This is a genomic window from Flavobacterium sediminilitoris (assembly GCF_023008245.1).
Lineage (GTDB): Bacteria > Bacteroidota > Bacteroidia > Flavobacteriales > Flavobacteriaceae > Flavobacterium > Flavobacterium sediminilitoris.
On sequence record NZ_CP090145.1, the window covers coordinates 2,613,451 to 2,631,301 of the forward strand.

At 28.4% G+C, this 17,851-nt stretch carries 12 protein-coding genes; 9 read left to right on the plus strand and 3 right to left on the minus strand.

Annotated features, from left to right (window positions below):
- The first annotated feature begins 67 nt into the window (after positions 1 to 67).
- Positions 68 to 910: a glycosyltransferase family 2 protein gene (locus LXD69_RS12005; RefSeq protein ID WP_246915598.1), complete on the plus strand. Its 843-nt coding sequence runs from the start codon at positions 68 to 70 to the stop codon at positions 908 to 910.
- Positions 903 to 1,304: a sugar 3,4-ketoisomerase gene (locus LXD69_RS12010; protein ID WP_246915599.1), complete on the plus strand. Its 402-nt coding sequence runs from the start codon at positions 903 to 905 to the stop codon at positions 1,302 to 1,304. The genes LXD69_RS12005 and LXD69_RS12010 overlap by 8 nt, the downstream gene beginning before the upstream one ends.
- Here the strand turns inward: LXD69_RS12010 and LXD69_RS12015 are convergent.
- Genes LXD69_RS12015 through LXD69_RS12025 form a run of 3 tightly spaced genes read right to left on the minus strand, consistent with a single transcriptional unit; the run spans position 1,293 to position 3,786 of the window.
- A complete protein-coding gene (locus LXD69_RS12015) occupies positions 1,293 to 2,219 on the minus strand; it encodes a glycosyltransferase family 2 protein (protein ID WP_246915600.1) in 927 nt (308 codons plus the stop codon). The genes LXD69_RS12010 and LXD69_RS12015 overlap by 12 nt on opposite strands.
- A complete protein-coding gene (locus LXD69_RS12020) occupies positions 2,219 to 3,103 on the minus strand; it encodes a glycosyltransferase family 2 protein (RefSeq protein WP_246915601.1) in 885 nt (294 codons plus the stop codon). Before LXD69_RS12020 ends, LXD69_RS12015 begins: the two co-directional genes overlap by 1 nt.
- Positions 3,103 to 3,786 carry a cell division ATP-binding protein FtsE gene (locus LXD69_RS12025; protein WP_246915602.1) on the minus strand — a complete coding sequence of 228 codons (684 nt, stop codon included), beginning with the start codon at positions 3,784 to 3,786 and terminating at the stop codon, positions 3,103 to 3,105. Before LXD69_RS12025 ends, LXD69_RS12020 begins: the two co-directional genes overlap by 1 nt.
- A gap of 188 nt (positions 3,787 to 3,974) precedes the next feature.
- Here LXD69_RS12025 and LXD69_RS12030 point away from each other — a divergent pair, with 188 nt between their 5' ends.
- From LXD69_RS12030 to secDF, 7 genes are all read left to right on the plus strand, one after another.
- Positions 3,975 to 6,989 (plus strand): tetratricopeptide repeat protein, encoded by a 3,015-nt coding sequence (locus tag LXD69_RS12030; protein WP_246915603.1) that lies wholly within the window; start codon positions 3,975 to 3,977, stop codon positions 6,987 to 6,989.
- A gap of 73 nt (positions 6,990 to 7,062) precedes the next feature.
- The gene (locus tag LXD69_RS12035; RefSeq protein ID WP_246915604.1) at positions 7,063 to 8,820 is read left to right on the plus strand and encodes a porin family protein; all 1,758 of its coding nucleotides are present in this window, start codon (positions 7,063 to 7,065) and stop codon (positions 8,818 to 8,820) included.
- A gap of 101 nt (positions 8,821 to 8,921) precedes the next feature.
- Positions 8,922 to 9,371, plus strand: coding sequence for a hypothetical protein (locus LXD69_RS12040; protein WP_246915605.1), 450 nt, complete (start codon positions 8,922 to 8,924; stop codon positions 9,369 to 9,371).
- A 210-nt stretch (positions 9,372 to 9,581) separates the two neighbouring features.
- Positions 9,582 to 11,195, plus strand: coding sequence for an asparagine synthase B (gene asnB, locus LXD69_RS12045; RefSeq protein WP_246915606.1), 1,614 nt, complete (start codon positions 9,582 to 9,584; stop codon positions 11,193 to 11,195).
- A 206-nt stretch (positions 11,196 to 11,401) separates the two neighbouring features.
- The gene (gyrB, locus tag LXD69_RS12050) at positions 11,402 to 13,342 is read left to right on the plus strand and encodes a DNA topoisomerase (ATP-hydrolyzing) subunit B (RefSeq protein WP_045966369.1); all 1,941 of its coding nucleotides are present in this window, start codon (positions 11,402 to 11,404) and stop codon (positions 13,340 to 13,342) included.
- A 209-nt stretch (positions 13,343 to 13,551) separates the two neighbouring features.
- The gene (mdh, locus tag LXD69_RS12055; RefSeq protein ID WP_045966371.1) at positions 13,552 to 14,484 is read left to right on the plus strand and encodes a malate dehydrogenase; all 933 of its coding nucleotides are present in this window, start codon (positions 13,552 to 13,554) and stop codon (positions 14,482 to 14,484) included.
- Between the two features lie 176 nt (positions 14,485 to 14,660).
- Positions 14,661 to 17,588 carry a protein translocase subunit SecDF gene (gene secDF, locus LXD69_RS12060; protein WP_246915607.1) on the plus strand — a complete coding sequence of 976 codons (2,928 nt, stop codon included), beginning with the start codon at positions 14,661 to 14,663 and terminating at the stop codon, positions 17,586 to 17,588.
- The last annotated feature ends 263 nt before the right edge of the window (positions 17,589 to 17,851 follow it).

Here is a 17,851-nt window from a genome sequence, read left to right on the forward strand (position 1 = left end):
TTGAAATATTAGAATTTTGTTATTTATACGTTATACTTTTTCCTACATTTGTGTAAATATAATACAATTGAATAAAATTTATCGAGAAACCGACATTCAAATTTTGATTGCAACAATGAATCGAACAAATCTCGATTTCTTAAGAATTATGTTTGGTAATTGTGAAGTTGAAAGTTTATCAATTTTAATTGTTAATCAAACTTCGCCTGAAAAACTACTTAAATCAGATTTTGATAATATAAAGATTATAAATTCCTTTGAAGTTGGATTGTCAAAAAGTAGAAATTTATCTTTAGAGAAAGCTTCTAAAGATATAGTTGTTATATGTGATGATGATGTAGTTTATAAGCATGATTTTATAAGCATGATTTTATTCTCCTTTAATAACTATAAATCATCTATTCATTGTTTCCAAACAGAAACAGATGAAGGAATATTATATAGTAATTACCCGAAGAAGATAAAAAAATTAAATTATAGAAGTATAAGAAAAGTATTGTCAATAGAAGTTTCTTTTTTACGAAAAGAGATAAAAAGTAAAAATTGCTTTTATAATGAACTATTTGGCTTAGGTGCAAAATTTGAAGATTCCGAAACATTTTTTTTTCTAAGAAATTGCATGTATAAATCTGTCGATGTTGTTTTTTTTCCATTCACAATTGTTGAACATAAAAGCTTTTCATCTAGTGATGATATAAATTCTGATAGATTATTATATGCAAAAATGGGAGGATTTTGTAAGGTTTATGGTTACTTGTCTTATTTTTTCCTCATTAAATTTATTTTTTTCTTAGTCCGTAAAAAGAAAATTCTGTTTAAAAGTTTTTTTTATAAATTTAAGGTAGGAAGTAAAGGTATAATAGATTATAAGATGATTTTAAAGAATAATTTAGATAAAAAATATGAATAAGGAATTAGTTAATTTAATAAAAATACCTAAGATTAGCGATCCTAGAGGTAATTTGGCCATAATAGAGAAAGATGCTCTACCTTTTACTTTTAAACGTATTTATTATCTTTTTGATGTTCCAAGTGGTACATATAGAGGAGGACACTCGCATATAGTACAACAAGAATTTTTAATAGCTTTAAGTGGAAGTTTTAATGTTATTTTGGATAATGGATCAATAAAAGAAGAGATTACGTTGAATAATCCTATACTAGGGTTAAAAATAGATGCTGGTGTTTGGAGAGAATTAACTAATTTTTCTTCTGGAGCAGTTTGTCTTGTTATCTCTTCTGATGTATTTGATGAAGCTGACTATATAAGAGATTATGATGAATTTCTAAAGTCAAAAAGATGATGTTTTAATATTTAAAAATTCTAAACCATTTTTTATATTGATTAAAATAATTAATATAACTTTTGGAGAATTTAATAAAAAGACTTGTCTCTTATTAAGATTTTTGATATTAATGTTTGATGAAATTTGATGAAATGATTTTAAATCTCCTATTAATTTACATTTTATTGCTAAAGAATATCGATTAATATCAATCATTTTTTTTGCATTTGGATGAATTTGTTCTAAAGATACATAAGCACTATAATCACAACGGTTCTGCATTGAAAACTTTTTAGTTGTTAAGCTGTTTTCAGTGTATTTATATATTGAGGTGTATTTTTGTAATAATCCTATTCGATATTTAAATCCTATTCTAATAAAAAGATCAGTATCTTCTCCATTACTATAATTAGTGTTAAAATTTCCAATAGTTTCAAAAATTTCTTTTTTAAAAATACTATTTGAAATAGTCAATATCGTCTTCTTTAAACTTGATTCAAAAAAATCTATTTCAGAGTAATCATCATTCTTTTTCTTTATGGAATAGTTACCATTAAAAATTCCGTTTTTAGTTTCTACTTCAATTAAAGAAGTGAATACTTTTAAATGCTTCTTTTTATTAATAAGAAACATAAGTTGTTCAATATGATTTGGATATAAATAATCATCAGCATCAAGGAATAAAATGTAATCTCCATTTGATTTTTCAATTCCAATATTTCTAGCAAAAGAAACACCTTTGTTCTTTTGATTAATAATTTTTATTCTTTCATCATTTTTTTTTTTGATAATATCAACACTATTATCAGTTGAACCATCATTTATAATAATTATTTCAAAATCACTAAAAGATTGTCTCAATACCGAATTTAAAGTATTAGATATAGACTTACTTTTGTTATATAAAGGAATTATTACGGAAATTATTGGCATTATTTAGATTTTAAATAACAAATATATCCTAATCGGTATAAATCAAAGTAAAATAAATTTGGATTAATATTTACAATTTTTTTTTCTAACTGTTTTTTGAATAAAATAAAAAGAATGCTTACAATTTTGGTGAGCTTTAAGTTGTCTATTTTTTTATAATGCTTTAAGAGAGGATTTATTTCTTCAATTCCATTTTTATTAACTAAATGTGTTTTTCTACTTTCAACGCTTTCTAATGCTTTTTTAAAAAAGACAATGTTTATTTCTAATCCTTGATGTATAATTGGATTATCGATATGTATAATTGGGATTTTTTTAATAAATAACTGGTAGCCAAAATAAATATCCATACCATATAAATTCTCTTCAGAATTAAAATTACATTCAAAAAACACTTGTTTATTTATTAGCATATTTCCAGATAATACGTTGGAATAGGGCTTTAAATTTCGAATAGAAGCCTTTTTTTCTTCTCTTTCTTTTCCATATTTGTAACGAAGTATGATGGAAGAATCAGGTTTTTTATCAGAATAAATATAACCTCCAAAGATTACTTGTTCTTTTGCAAAAGCTTGCTCTAAATAGAGTGATATGAAATTACTTTTATTTGGTATTACGTCAGCATCAAGGAACAATAGTAAATCATATTTTGCTTTTTTTGCCAAAATATTTCTATTTGTTGTTCTGCCTAAGTTTTTTTTGTTAATATCAAAAGAACAATTATCTAAATTATTTATTTTAGAATTTTCTATTGAAAATAAATGACTTCCATCGTCTTGAACTAAAATCTCATAATTTATAAATAATAAATCAGCTTGTTTTTTTAATTCCTCAACTAAAGGAAAAGTATTGTAATTGTATGTAGGGATTAATATCGATAGCATTAAACCGTTCTTTGTACTACTTCAAAAACTTTTCCACCGTCAAATTTTAGTGTTTTTGCAGGAAATTTTAATAACAAAGCATAATCATGTGTTGCCATAATTATAGTTTTTCCAGTACTATTTATTTTTCGAAGCACTTCCATAACTTCTACACTTGTTTGAGGGTCTAAATTTCCAGTAGGCTCATCGGCTAAAATTAATTCAGGATCATTTAGTAAAGCCCTTGCAATAGCAATTCGTTGTTGTTCTCCACCCGAAAGTTGATGAGGCATTTTTGATTGATAATTTTTCATACCTACCTTGTCTAAAACTTCATCAATTTTAACGTTCATCTCTTCAGTTGCAGTCCAACCTGTAGCTTTTAAAACAAATAAAAGATTTTGCTTAACATTTCTATCAGGTAGTAATTTAAAGTCTTGAAAAACAACTCCTAGTTTTCTTCTCAAATAAGGAATATCTTTTTCTTTTAAATTTCTTAAATCATATCCTACAATGTTTCCTTCTCCTTCTGTCAAAAATAAATCAGCATATAATGTCTTTAAAAAACTACTTTTTCCTGCTCCAGTTTTTCCTATTAGATATATAAAATCTCCATTTGTAACCTCTAAGTTAACATCTGTTAGTATAGGATTTTTCTCTTGAAATACTGTAATTTCTTTTAATGAAAGAATTGTTTGAGACATAGTTTACTAAAGTTTAATTGTGTAAAAGTAATAACTTAGGGCACGCTTTCAAAATTAAAAACTAATTTCAATCGAAAATATTATTATCGTTTATAAAAATGTTTAAAAAAAGTACAATAATATGTTAACTAGCTTCGTTTATAGTTGTAATAAACTTTATATTTGAGGTCAATAAAATACAAGCAAAAATGATAAAAATACTGAAACTTTCCTTATTCTTTTTATTTGTTAGTCCATTAATGGTTTCAGCTCAACAATCTTCAATTTATACACACGATTTGAAAGAGTATGATAGAGCTGTCGCATTGTATAAGGATAAACAATATCAATCCGCTCAAATTTTATTTGAAAGAGTTAAAAAAGAAGTCTCAAATCAGGAAGTACAAGCTGATTGTGCCTATTATATTGCGAATTGTGCTATTCGATTAAATCAAATGGGAGCAGATGACTTAATTGAAAAATTTGTAGAAGATTACCCTACAAGTACAAAACAAAACCAAGCCTATATTGAAGTAGCTCACTATTACTTTGAGCAAGGTAGCTATGCTAAATCATTAGAATGGTTTGATAAAGTAAATGAAAGTTCAATGTCTTACGAAGATCAAGAAAAATATAATTTTCAAAAAGGATATTCTTATTTTACAGCAAAAAACACCACTGAAGCATCAAAATATTTCAATAAAGTATTAAACTCTAAAACATTTGGTAGTCAAGCTAAATACTATTTAGGTTATATGTCTTATGAAACAGATGATTATAATACTGCGAATCAATATTTTGATCAAGTACAAGATAAAGATAAGTATAAAGAGAAAATGGGCTATTTTCAAGCCGATATGAATTTCAAATTAGGGAATTTTCAAAAAGCAATAGATTTAGGTCAAGAGCAAATTCCTAAGTCAAATGCAATTGAAAAAAGCGAATTATCTAAGATTATAGGTGAAAGTTATTTTAATTTAAAGCAATATGATAAAGCATTACCTTATTTGTTAGAATATAAAGGGAAAAAAGGAAAATGGAATAATACAGATTATTATCAATTGGGATATGCTTATTATCAGCAAAAAGATTATGAAAATGCAATTGCTCAGTTTAATAAGATTATTAATGGAAATGATTTTGTAGCCCAAAATGCTTATTATCATTTAGCTGAAAGTTATTTAGAAACAGGTAAAAAACAACAAGCTTTAAATGCATTCAAAACGGCATCAGAAATGGAGTTTGAGCCTAAAATTCAAGAAGATGCTTGTTTAAATTATGCTAAATTGAGTTATGAAATAGGAAATCCATATCAATCTGTTCCTGAAATTTTAAATGCTTATTTAGATAAATACCCTAACAATTCTAATAAAGAGGAGATTAATACATTATTAATTAGTTCTTACATTACATCAAAAAATTATGCAGAAGCACTAGTCTTATTAGAAAAAAATAAATCACCAGAAAATAAGTTAGCATATCAAAAAGTAACTTTTTATAGAGGATTAGAATTGTACACAGACAGTAATTATCAAGAAGCATATTCATTATTTAAAAAATCCATTTCGGAAAATAAAGATTCAAAATTTACAGCGCGTGCTACTTTTTGGAAAGCTGAAACAGAATATAATTTAGATCAATATAAAGAAGCAATGCTAAGTTTTAAACAGTTCATGAACTATAATGAAGCAGCATCTACACCAGAATATAAAAATGTGAATTATAACTTAGCTTATTCATACTTCAAGTTAAAAGAATATGACAATGCTATAAAGCACTTTACAGATTTTACCGCTGAGGTAATGAACGATAATGTGAGAAAAACAGATGCTTATCTTCGTTTAGGAGACTGTAATTTTATTTCAGCTAAATATTGGCCTGCAATGGAAGCTTATAATAAAACGATTGAATTAAAAAGTGTTAATTCAGATTATGCGGCCTTTCAAAAGGGAATTAGTTACGGATTTGTAGATAGAAACGATAGAAAAATAGAAGATTTAGAAAAATTTGTAAAAACGTATCCAAACTCGCAATATGCGGATGATGCATTTTACGAATTGGGAAATACTTATGTAAATGAAAATAATGAATCTAAAGCAGTTGCCACTTACGATAAATTAATTACTAATTATAAAACAAGTTCTTATGTAGCAAAAGCAATTTTAAAACAAGGGTTAATTTATTACAATAATAATAAAAGTGATCAAGCATTAACGAAGTTTAAAAAAGTAGCTGCCGAATATCCAGGAAGTCCAGAATCATTAGAAGCAGTTTCTACGGCTAGATTAATTTATGTAGATAGTGGAAAAGTAGATGAATATTCAAATTGGGTTAAAACATTAAGCTTTGTTGAAGTTTCAAATGCCGATTTAGATAATACAACTTACGAATCTGCTGAAAAACAATATTTAATGAACAATGCAAAACAAGCTATTTCTGGATTTAGTAGTTATGTTGCTAAATTTCCTAATGGAATTCATGCATTAAAAGCAAACTTCTATTTAGCTCAATTATACTTTGCAGATAAGTTAGAATCTAATTCAATTAAACATTATGAATATGTTGTAAATCAGTCAAGAAACGAGTTTACAGAGCAAGCTTTAGCACGTTTATGTCAAGTACATTTAAAAACAAACGATTATGATAAAGCAATTCCTGTTTTAAAGCGTTTAGAAAATGAAGCCGATTTTCCTCAAAATAAAACGTATGCACAATCTAATTTGATGAAATCGTATTATGAAAAAGAAGATTATACAAGTGCTGTTGTTTATGCAGATAAAGTGTTAGCAAATGACAAAATTGATGATAGAATTAAAAGTGATGCTCAAATTATTGTAGCACGTTCAGCAATTAAAACAAATGACGAAGTTAAGGCAAAACAAGCTTATGCTGATTTATTAAAAATTGCAAAAGGAGAATTAGCAGCAGAAGCGCTATATTATGATGCATATTTCAAAAATAAAGAAGAAAAATTTGAAGCTTCAAATAAAGTAGTTCAGAAAATCGCAAAAGATTATTCAGGATATAAATATTACGGAGCAAAAGGATTAGTGATAATGGCTAAGAATTTTTATGGATTAAAAGACAGTTTTCAAGCAACTTATATTTTGGAAAGTGTAATTAAGAATTTCTCAGATTATCCAGATGTTGTAGAGGAAGCTAAAACAGAATTAAATAAAATTAAAACTGAAGTGTCTAAAACAAATTCATCAGTAACTAATTAGTATAAAATATAAAAAAGAATAAAAAGAAAAATTTAGAATATATTCTATTTTCTTTTATCTAAAAATAATAAATATGAACAAAGTCAAAATATATTTATCACTAGCAATCTTTACTTTAGTAACACAAATATCTTTCTCACAGGTAAAAGACGAAAATATAGGTTCTGAAGTAGTAAATATTGTTAAACCATATACTCCAACAATATCTGATGCTTTTAAAGTAAAAGAAACACCAGTAATGGAAGACGATGAAAGTATGAACAAAGAAACAATTCAATATAATATTTTCTCATTTCCAGTAGCTTCAACTTTCACACCGGCAAAAGGAAAAGCAGCATCTGTAGATAAAGTAGAAAGAGAGAAAATATTTCGTAATTATGCAACACTAGGATTTGGGAACTATTCAGCAGTAAATGCAGAATTATTTGTGACAGAAAATTTTGGGAGAAATAGTTATGTAGGAGGAATGTTACGTCATTTATCTTCTCAAGGAGGAATAAAAGACTTAGTATTAGACGATAAATATTATAATACAAGCTTAGATGTTACCTATGGAACACGTGAACGAGACTTGAGTTGGAATGTAGATTTAGGTGTTAAAAACCAAATTTATAATTGGTATGGTTTACCAACAAAGAATATCGTTTTTGATGAAGCAACAATAAAAGAAATAGATCCAAAACAATCTTACAACACTATTGCTTTAGGTGGAAAATTAAATTTAGAAAACAGCTTTTTTAATGAAGCGAGTTTACTCTTTAAACGATTTTCTGACGGATTTGGTTCAGGAGAAAACCGTTTTTATGTGAAGCCAAATTTTGATTTTGATGTCGTAAATCAAAAAATAAAAGCAAATTTTATATTAGATTATGTAGGTGGTAAATTTGAAAAAGATTATACTGCTTCAAATGAAATTAAATATAGCAATGTTATCTTCGGAACTAAGCCAAGCATCTTATATCAACAAGACGATTTATCAGTACAGCTTGGAGCAGGAATATTTTATACAACAGGAAAAATAAATGGTGAAAGTGATAGTAAATTGTTTGTTTATCCAAATGTAAAAGCATCTTATAAAATTGTTGGTGATGTATTAATAGGATATGCTGGAGCCGAAGGTGGTTTAAATCAAAATTCGTATGCTGATTTTGTAGATCAAAGTCCTTTTGTTTCTCCAACACTTTTTGTTGCACCAACAGATAATAAATATGATATTTATGTAGGATTAAAAGGGAAATTAGCTAATGCTGTAGCTTTTAATATAAGAGGATCATTTAATAATGAAGATAATAAACCTCTATTTATGAGTAATGAATACGTTTTTCAGAATGCAAATACAGAAGGCTATACATATGGAAACTCTTTCAAAGTAGTGTATGATAATGTTAAAATAGCAAGTTTTTTTGGAGAAATTAAAGCCGATTTTTCTAAAAATGTATCATTAGGAATTAATGGAACTTATAATAATTATACAACAGACGAAGAATCAGAAGCATGGAATTTACCACAGTTGAAAGTAGGAACAACATTAGATTTTGATATTAATGAAAAATGGTATGCCGGTGTAAATGTATTTTTTGTGGGAGAACGAAAAGATAGAGTTTCAGTTCAGAGCTTAGCGGCAGTTTTTCCTCCAGAATTTCAACCACAAGATGTAACTTTAGATAGTTATTTTGATTTAAATGCTCATGTCGGATATAAATATAATGACAGATTAACTGCGTTTTTAAGAGGAAATAATTTAGCAAATCAACAATATAATCGTTGGACAAACTTTCCAGTACAAGGTGTTCAAGTGCTTTTAGGAGCTAATTATAAATTTGATTTTTAGAATTGAAAAGTAAACAAGTTATAGTTGTTAGTCGTAAAAAAGAGAATAAGAACGATTTTTTGTCAGAATTTGAGAGTGTTTTTAAAAGCTAATTTATAAATATGAACCTTAAACAAAAAATGTACAATCATTATTGTAATTTATTAGAAGAAAAAATAAAAACACTTCGTAATAGAATTGCTGATTTGGCAGAAGACGCTCAAAATGATGCAAAAGGTTCAGCAGGCGATAAGCATGAAACAGCTCTGTCTATGATGCATTTAGAGCAAGAAAAATTAAATCACAACCTGAAAGAAGTTTTAGATCAAAAAAGTATATTAGAAAATATTGATATTACCCTTGTAAATAAATACATTGGCTTAGGAAGCTTAATTTACACAGATAAATTTATTTTCTTTATAAGTTTAGCTTTACCAAAGATTGAAGTTGATGGAAAAGAAATAATAGCATTGTCTTTACATTCACCATTAGGAAAAGAAATGAAAGGGAAAAAAAAGGAAGAAACCTTCACTTTTAATAAAACAAACCATAAAATTGTAAAAATAGAATAATTAAAAACCACTTTACAAGTGGTTTTTTTATGATTTGTAACCAATACCATGTGTTTTTATCATTTCAGTTTAAATTTTAATTATAATTTAGATATTTTGGTTATAATTTGTAATTAAAATTAAGTTTATGATTTATATTTAGTACTTAAATGCTCAAATTTGCTTTGTTAATGAAACAGAAATAAAGTATTAAAAATAAATTATAAAGTTATGTGTGGAATTTTAGCCATTATAGGAAAAGGAAAAGAAGAAGCTTTAGTGCAACAATTATCAAAGCGAATGAGTCATCGTGGACCAGATGAAAGTGATATTCATGTTACGGAAAACGGACATATACTTTCACATGAAAGATTATCAATTGTAGACTTGCATACAGGGAAACAACCTATTCAAGGTACATCATCTGCTTGGATGGTGCATAATGGTGAAATTTATAATCATAGTGCTTTAAGAGAAACGGTCTTGAAACATCACACTTTTAGAACAACTTCAGATTCAGAAGTAATTGTTCATTTATATGAAGAATTTGGATATGACTTTTGCGACTATTTAGATGGAATGTTTGCTTTTGTAGTGGTAGATGGAGATGATTTTATAGTAGGAAGAGATCCATTAGGAATTAAACCATTATATTATGGTATTGATGAAAGGGGAAGATACTATTTTGCAAGTGAAATGAAATCAATAGCTGATCAATGTAAAACATTTTCCACTTTTCCACCAGGACACTATTATACAAATAAAACAGGTTTTGTAAAATATTATAAACCTGAATGGGAAGACGATTTAAAAGCAGTAGAAGAATTAGACTATACAGCAATCAAGGAAACACTAACAGAAGCAGTTCGTAAAAGATTAATGGCAGATGTTCCATTTGGAGTTTTACTTTCAGGAGGATTAGATTCATCATTGACATCTTCAATTGCAAAACGATTGTTGGGAGATTCGCAAACGCTTCATTCATTCTCAATTGGTTTAGATGAAAATGCTCCAGATTTAGTTGCAGCAAGAAAAGTTGCTGAATTTTTAGGAACAGAACATCATGAAGTATATTTTTCAATTGAAGAAGGAATTAAAAATATTGAGAACCTTATTTGGCACTTAGAAACTTATGATGTTACTTCTATTAGGGCAAGTACGCCAATGTATTTTATGTCTAAAAAGATTACCGATTTAGGAATTAAAATGGTATTGTCTGGTGAAGGAGCAGATGAAATATTTGGAGGGTATTTGTATTTTAGAAATGCTCCATCTTCAGAAGATTTTCAAAAGGAAACAATTGAAAGAGTTCAAAAATTATTTACAGCCGATTTATTAAGAGCCGATAAATCGACAATGGCTCATGGATTAGAAGCACGTGTGCCATTTTTAGATAAAGAGTTTTTAGAATTGGCAATAAAAATTAAACCAGAAGAAAAACAACCGAAAAGATATAAAGGAATTGAAAAATATATATTAAGAAAAGCATTTGATACAAAAGAACAACCTTATTTACCAGATGAAGTTTTATGGAGACAAAAAGAACAATTCTCTGATGGAGTTGGGTATAATTGGATAGATCAATTAATAGAATATTGTACAACACAAGTATCTGATGTAGAATTTGCAAAAGCTAAAGATTTATTTCCATATAATACGCCTACAAGTAAAGAAGCTTTTTATTATAGAACCATTTTTCATAAACATTTTCCACAGGAAAGTGCTGCGCAAACAGTAAGAAAATGGATTCCAAAATGGCAAGAAAATCAAGACCCAAGTGGTAGAGCAAATGCAGCACATGTACAAGCAGATATTGAAATTGCAAAAGAAAAAGAAATAGTTTAAAATTTTGAATATGATTTGTTTTTGAAACGTCAGCTATATTGGTTGACGTTTTTTTATTTTTAATCGCTTAAAACCCTCTTAAAATGAAAATTTTCAACATTTGTTAATAACTTATGCCTAAAAACAAAACTAAAGGAAGATAAATTTTTATATAATGGTTATATTTGTCTGTTTAATAATAACCAGTCTTTTTTAAGAATTAAAATATGAGTGAAGAAGTAAAGAAAAACAATTATTCAGCCGACAGTATTCAGGCTTTAGAAGGAATGGAGCATGTTAGAATGCGACCTTCTATGTATATTGGAGATACTGGAGTTAGAGGTTTACATCATTTAGTATATGAAGTTGTTGATAATTCAATTGATGAAGCTTTAGCTGGACATTGTGATACTATATCTGTATTTATAAATGAAGATAATTCTATTTCGGTTGAAGATAATGGTCGTGGTATTCCTGTAGATATTCATAAGAAAGAAGGAATCTCTGCTTTGGAAGTTGTAATGACTAAAATTGGAGCAGGAGGTAAGTTTGATAAAGATTCATATAAAGTTTCTGGAGGACTTCATGGTGTAGGTGTATCATGTGTAAATGCATTGTCTGATAATCTAAGAGCAACTGTATATAGAGACGGGAAAATTTGGGAACAAGAATATGAAAAAGGAAAATCTTTATATCCTGTTAAACAAATTGGAACAACAGAGAAAAGAGGTACAATGGTTACATTTAAACCAGATGCTACAATTTTTACTCAAACATTAGAATACTCTTATGATACTTTAGCAGCTCGTATGCGAGAGTTATCGTTTTTGAATAAAGGGATTACAATTACATTAACAGATAAGAGAAATAAAGATAAAGAAGGAAACTTTATATCAGAAATTTTTCATTCTAAAGAAGGATTAAAAGAATTCGTTAAATTTTTAGATGGCAATAGAGTGCCAATCATTAGTCATGTTATTAGCATGGAAAATGATAAAGGAGAAATCCCTGTTGAGGTCGCTTTAATTTATAATGAAAGTTATAATGAAAATATCTTTTCTTATGTAAATAATATTAATACTCACGAAGGAGGAACGCATTTACAAGGTTTTCGTATGGGATTAACCCGAACTTTGAAAAAATATGCAGATGCTTCTGGGTTATTAGATAAATTAAAGTTTGAAATATCAGGTGATGATTTCCGTGAAGGTTTAACGGCTATTATTTCTGTAAAAATACAAGAACCTCAATTTGAAGGTCAAACTAAAACAAAATTAGGAAATAGAGAAGTTGTTTCTCCTGTTTCTCAGGCAGTAGCAGAAATGCTTGAAAATTATTTGGAAGAGAATCCTAATGATGCAAAAATTATTGTTCAAAAAGTAATTTTAGCAGCTCAAGCACGTCATGCAGCTAAAAAAGCTAGAGAAATGGTACAACGTAAAACCGTTATGGGCGGTGGAGGTTTACCAGGGAAACTTTCTGATTGTTCTGAACAAGATCCTGCAAAATGTGAAATTTTCCTTGTTGAGGGAGATTCGGCAGGTGGTACTGCAAAACAAGGGCGAGATAGGATGTTTCAAGCTATTTTGCCATTAAGAGGTAAGATTTTGAACGTTGAAAAAGCAATGCAGCATAAAGTCTTTGAAAATGAAGAAATTCGTAATATTTTTACTGCATTAGGCGTAACTGTTGGTACAGAAGAAGATAGTAAAGCTTTAAATCTTTCAAAATTAAGATATCATAAAGTAGTAATCATGTGTGATGCCGATGTCGACGGTAGTCATATCTCAACACTTATCCTAACATTCTTCTTCAGATATATGAAAGAATTGATTGAAGGAGGACACGTATATATTGCTGCACCACCTTTGTACTTAGTGAAAAAAGGAAATAAAAAAGAATATGCTTGGAATGATAATCAACGTGATAAAATTGCAATGCAAATGGGTGGAGGTGTAAACATTCAGAGGTATAAAGGTCTTGGAGAGATGAATGCTGAACAGTTATGGGATACAACTCTTAATCCAGATTTTAGAACACTACGCCAAGTAACAATAGATAGTTTATCTGAGGCGGATAGAGTGTTTTCAATGTTAATGGGAGATGAAGTTCCTCCTCGTAGAGAGTTTATTGAGAAAAATGCAGCTTATGCTAAAATTGATGTTTAGTATAGCTATAAATAAATAACAGTTAGGCATCTTATATAAGGTGCCTAACTGCTTAAAAAAAGGATATAAAATAAAAGAGTTAAGTTTTGTTGAACTTTCATCTTTTAGCTAAAATTATATAACAAACTTGCTTTGCAAAGTTCATTTGCTTTTGGTAAATTTGCGAGAGTTAATAAAAATAGTAAATAACAACATACAAAAAAAATAAAATGAAAGTAACTATAGTAGGTGCAGGAAATGTAGGTGCAACATGTGCAGATGTAATTTCATATAGAGGAATTGCAAGTGAAGTAGTATTATTAGATATCAAAGAAGGATTTGCAGAAGGAAAAGCAATGGATATCATGCAATGTGCTACAACTACAGTTTTTAATACAAAAGTTTCAGGAAGTACAAATGATTATTCAAAAACAGCAGGGAGTGATGTAGTAGTAATTACTTCGGGTATTCCTAGAAAACCAGGAATGACTCGTGAAGAATTAATAGGAATTAATGCTGGAATTGTAAAATCAGTTGCGGAAAATGTATTAACTCACTCACCTAATGCAATTATTGTTGTGGTTTCTAACCCAATGGATACTATGACTTATTTAACATTAAAAGCAACAGGTTTGCCAAAGAATAGAGTAATAGGTATGGGAGGAGCTTTGGATAGCTCTCGTTTTAAATACTTTTTATCTCAAGCATTACAAAAACCAGGAAATGATGTACAAGGAATGGTTATAGGTGGTCATGGTGATACAACAATGATTCCTTTAACAAGATTAGCATCTTATAATGGTTCTCCAGTTTCAAACTTCTTATCACAAGAAGAATTAGACAAAGTAGCAGCTTCTACAATGGTAGGTGGTGCAACATTAACAGGTTTGTTAGGAACATCAGCGTGGTATGCACCTGGAGCATCAGTAGCTTATTTAGTAGATAGTATTTTAAACGATCAAAAACGTATGATACCTTGTTCAGTAATGTTAGAAGGAGAATATGGACAAAATGATATTTGTATTGGAGTACCATGTATTATAGGGAAAAATGGAGTAGAGGAAATTGTAGACGTACAATTAAATGATACTGAAAAAGCATTATTTGCTAAGAGTGCAGACGCAGTTCGTAATATGAATGCAGACTTAAAAGCAGTTTTGTAATATATATAAAAGGAATAAAAAAAACTGTCAAATAAAATGACAGTTTTTTTTATATAGTCAACAATAGGTTAATATTGAAAAAAACTAATTTTATTAGGAAATAAAATTGGTTAATCCTATTGTAAATTATATATTTGTCCGTTTTTATAAAATAGAATAATTAATTTATAGTAATAATGCAGAATAAAGGACTAATTAAATTTTTCGCAATTCTTTTCGCGTTGGTTTGTATTTACCAACTTTCTTTCACTTTTGTAGCTAATGGAATTAGTGAAGATGCTAAAACATTTGCAAAAGGAGATTTCACAAAAGAATTAAGATATCTAGATTCGATTGGAAAAGAAACGGTTTTCTTAGGGAAAACCTATAATGAAGTGAGAGATAATCAACTACAAAAGGGACTTGACCTTGAAGGTGGATTGAACGTAATTCTTCAAATATCTGTAAAAGATATTTTAAGCGGTTTAGCAAATGACTCAAAAAATGTAGCATTTGTTAAAGCTTTAAATGATGCAAAAACGAATCAAAAGGGAAATCAAGATTATATTGATGCTTTCTTTATTGAAGCTAATAATGCAAATTTAAAATTAGCAAGTTCTGACATTTTTGGAAATAAAAATCTAGATGAAGTAATTAAATTTGATATGACTAACGCTCAAATAGAGCCGATTATCAAACAAAAAGTTATTGAATCTGTAGAAAGTGCTTTTGGAGTTTTAAGAAAGCGTATTGACCAATTTGGTGTTACGCAACCAAACATTCAAATGTTAGGAAATTCGGGTAGAATTTTAGTAGAATTACCAGGTGCAAAAGATGTAGATCGTATTAAAAAATTATTACAAGGTACTGCAAAATTAGAGTTTTGGGAAACTTATAAAATAGAAGAAGTAGCTAATTATTTAATTTCTGCAAATGAAGTATTGAAAAAAACTGAAGTTGCAATTAAAGATGAAGTAAAAGATAAAGTTTCAACAGGAATAGACTCTTTATTAACGGATAAAGCTGATTCAACTCAAGTTCAATCAAATCCATTATTTGAAAAATTACAAATTACTCAACAACAAGGGTTATCAGTTTTAGGATATGCTAAAGTTACTGATACTGCTTTGATTGGCGGATATTTAAGGAGAAGTGATATTGTTTCAAATTTACCAAATGCTTTATCTAACATTAAATTTGTATGGGGAAAAACAGATGAAAAAACTCCAGATATTGTTGAATTATATGCATTAAAAAGAGGTAGAGATGGTAAAGCTCCTATTAGTGGAGGTGTTATTGTTGATGCTAGAGATACATTTGATCAATTAGGTAAACCAGCCGTTTCAATGCAAATGAACGGAACTGGAGCAAAAGAATGGGAAAAATTAACTGGAAAAGTTTCTCAACAAGGAAATGCTATTGCAATTGTTTTAGATAATATTGTATATTCTGCACCAGGTGTAAGTAGAGGAGCTATTTCAGGTGGACAATCTGAAATTTCAGGAAACTTTACGCTTAATGAAACTAAAGATTTAGCAAACATTCTTAGAGCTGGGAAATTACCTGCTGAAGCTAAAATCGTTCAATCTGAAGTAGTAGGACCATCTTTAGGAAAAGAATCTGTAAGAAGTGGTATGTTGTCATTCATTATTGGTTTCTCTTTAGTTCTTTTATGGATGGTTGTATATTATGGTAAAGCTGGTTTCTATGCTAATTTAGCATTATTAGTGAATATCTTATTCATTTTTGGTGCCTTAGCAAGTTTTGGAGCTGTGTTAACATTACCAGGTATTGCAGGTATCGTATTAACAATTGGTATGGCAGTAGATGCAAACGTAATTATATACGAGAGAGCAAAAGAAGAATTAGATTCAGGTAAAACAGTTGAAGAAGCTGTTAATTATGCTTATACATGGAAAGGAGCAATGTCGTCTATTGTAGATGCAAACGTTACTACTTTTATAACTGCATTAATCTTATTTGTATTAGGTACAGGACCAATTAAAGGTTTTGCAACTACATTATTAATTGGTATTATTACATCATTAATAACAGCTATATTTATTACAAGAATATTCCTTGACTGGAGTTTAAGTAGAAATGAAAAAATTGCTTTCTCTACATCAATTACAAAAAATTGGTTTAAAAACTTAAACTTTGATTTCTTAGGAAAACGTAAAATTGCTTATGCGATTTCAGGTACATTAATCGTATTAAGTTTAGTTTCTTTATTTACAAAAGGATTAAATCAAGGAGTTGATTTTGTAGGAGGAAGAACATACCAAGTTCGTTTTGATAAAGCAGTTTCTGCTCCACAAGTTACAGATGAATTAGTAGCTGTATTTGGAAGTGCTGAAGCTAAAGTTTTTGGTAATGACAATCAATTAAAAATTACTACAAAATACAAAGTAGAAGAAGAAGGTGAAGAAATAGATAAAGAAGTAGCAAATACATTATTTGATGCATTAAAGAAACATTTACCAGCAGATTTAACTTACGAGAAATTTGTGAATTCTTATGATGGTAAAAATATCGGAATTATGCAATCTTCTAAAGTATCTGGAACAATTTCAAAAGATATTAAAACAAACTCTATTTGGGCTGTTTTAGGATCATTATTTGTAGTTTTCCTTTACTTAATGATGTCGTTTAGAAAATGGCAGTTTGGTCTTGGTGCTGTTGCTGCTGTTGCACATGATGTTATCATTGTATTAGGGATATTCTCTTTCTTTTATACAATTTTACCTTTCAATATGGAAATAGATCAAGCATTTATTGCAGCAATCTTAACTGTAATTGGATATTCATTAAATGATACGGTAATTGTATTTGACCGTGTAAGAGAGTATTTAGATTATAACTCATCGTCAGATTTTAAAGGATTAGTAAATAAAGCATTAAATACTACATTAAGTAGAACAATTAATACATCTGCAACTACATTAGTAGTATTACTTGCAATTTTCTTCTTCGGAGGAGATTCAGTAAAAGGATTCGTATTTGCTATTTTAGTAGGTATCTTAGTAGGAACTTATTCGTCATTATTCGTTGCAACTCCTGTAATGAATGATACTATGAGTGATAAAGAAGCTAAGAAAATGGCTGAGTTTAAAAAAGAAGAATAGTATTTAACATATTATTGAGTTGTCTTAAAATAGATTGGACAGTTTTATAATAAATTAGTTAAAACCAGTGGATAACATTTCACTGGTTTTTTCATATATAAAACTAGGTGTTTTAATCATTAAACTTAAATGTGGTCTTTTTATTATTATAACATTCAATAAATTCTTTAATTAACTTGTTGATTTATTGAGTATTTTTGCATTTGTAAATCAAAAATTAGTGCTTTAAAATCCTGTTAATTTTCTCTGCTAAAGCATTTTGA

Coding starts and splice junctions, on each gene's coding strand:
- LXD69_RS12010 (WP_246915599.1), top strand. CDS start 903: ATGAATAAGGAATTAGTTAATTTAATAAAAATACCTAAGATTAGCGAT.
- LXD69_RS12015 (WP_246915600.1), bottom strand. CDS start 2,219: ATGCCAATAATTTCCGTAATAATTCCTTTATATAACAAAAGTAAGTCT.
- LXD69_RS12020 (WP_246915601.1), bottom strand. CDS start 3,103: ATGCTATCGATATTAATCCCTACATACAATTACAATACTTTTCCTTTA.
- LXD69_RS12025 (WP_246915602.1), bottom strand. CDS start 3,786: ATGTCTCAAACAATTCTTTCATTAAAAGAAATTACAGTATTTCAAGAG.
- LXD69_RS12030 (WP_246915603.1), top strand. CDS start 3,975: ATGATAAAAATACTGAAACTTTCCTTATTCTTTTTATTTGTTAGTCCA.
- LXD69_RS12035 (WP_246915604.1), top strand. CDS start 7,063: ATGAACAAAGTCAAAATATATTTATCACTAGCAATCTTTACTTTAGTA.
- LXD69_RS12040 (WP_246915605.1), top strand. CDS start 8,922: ATGAACCTTAAACAAAAAATGTACAATCATTATTGTAATTTATTAGAA.
- asnB (WP_246915606.1), top strand. CDS start 9,582: ATGTGTGGAATTTTAGCCATTATAGGAAAAGGAAAAGAAGAAGCTTTA.
- gyrB (WP_045966369.1), top strand. CDS start 11,402: ATGAGTGAAGAAGTAAAGAAAAACAATTATTCAGCCGACAGTATTCAG.
- mdh (WP_045966371.1), top strand. CDS start 13,552: ATGAAAGTAACTATAGTAGGTGCAGGAAATGTAGGTGCAACATGTGCA.
- secDF (WP_246915607.1), top strand. CDS start 14,661: ATGCAGAATAAAGGACTAATTAAATTTTTCGCAATTCTTTTCGCGTTG.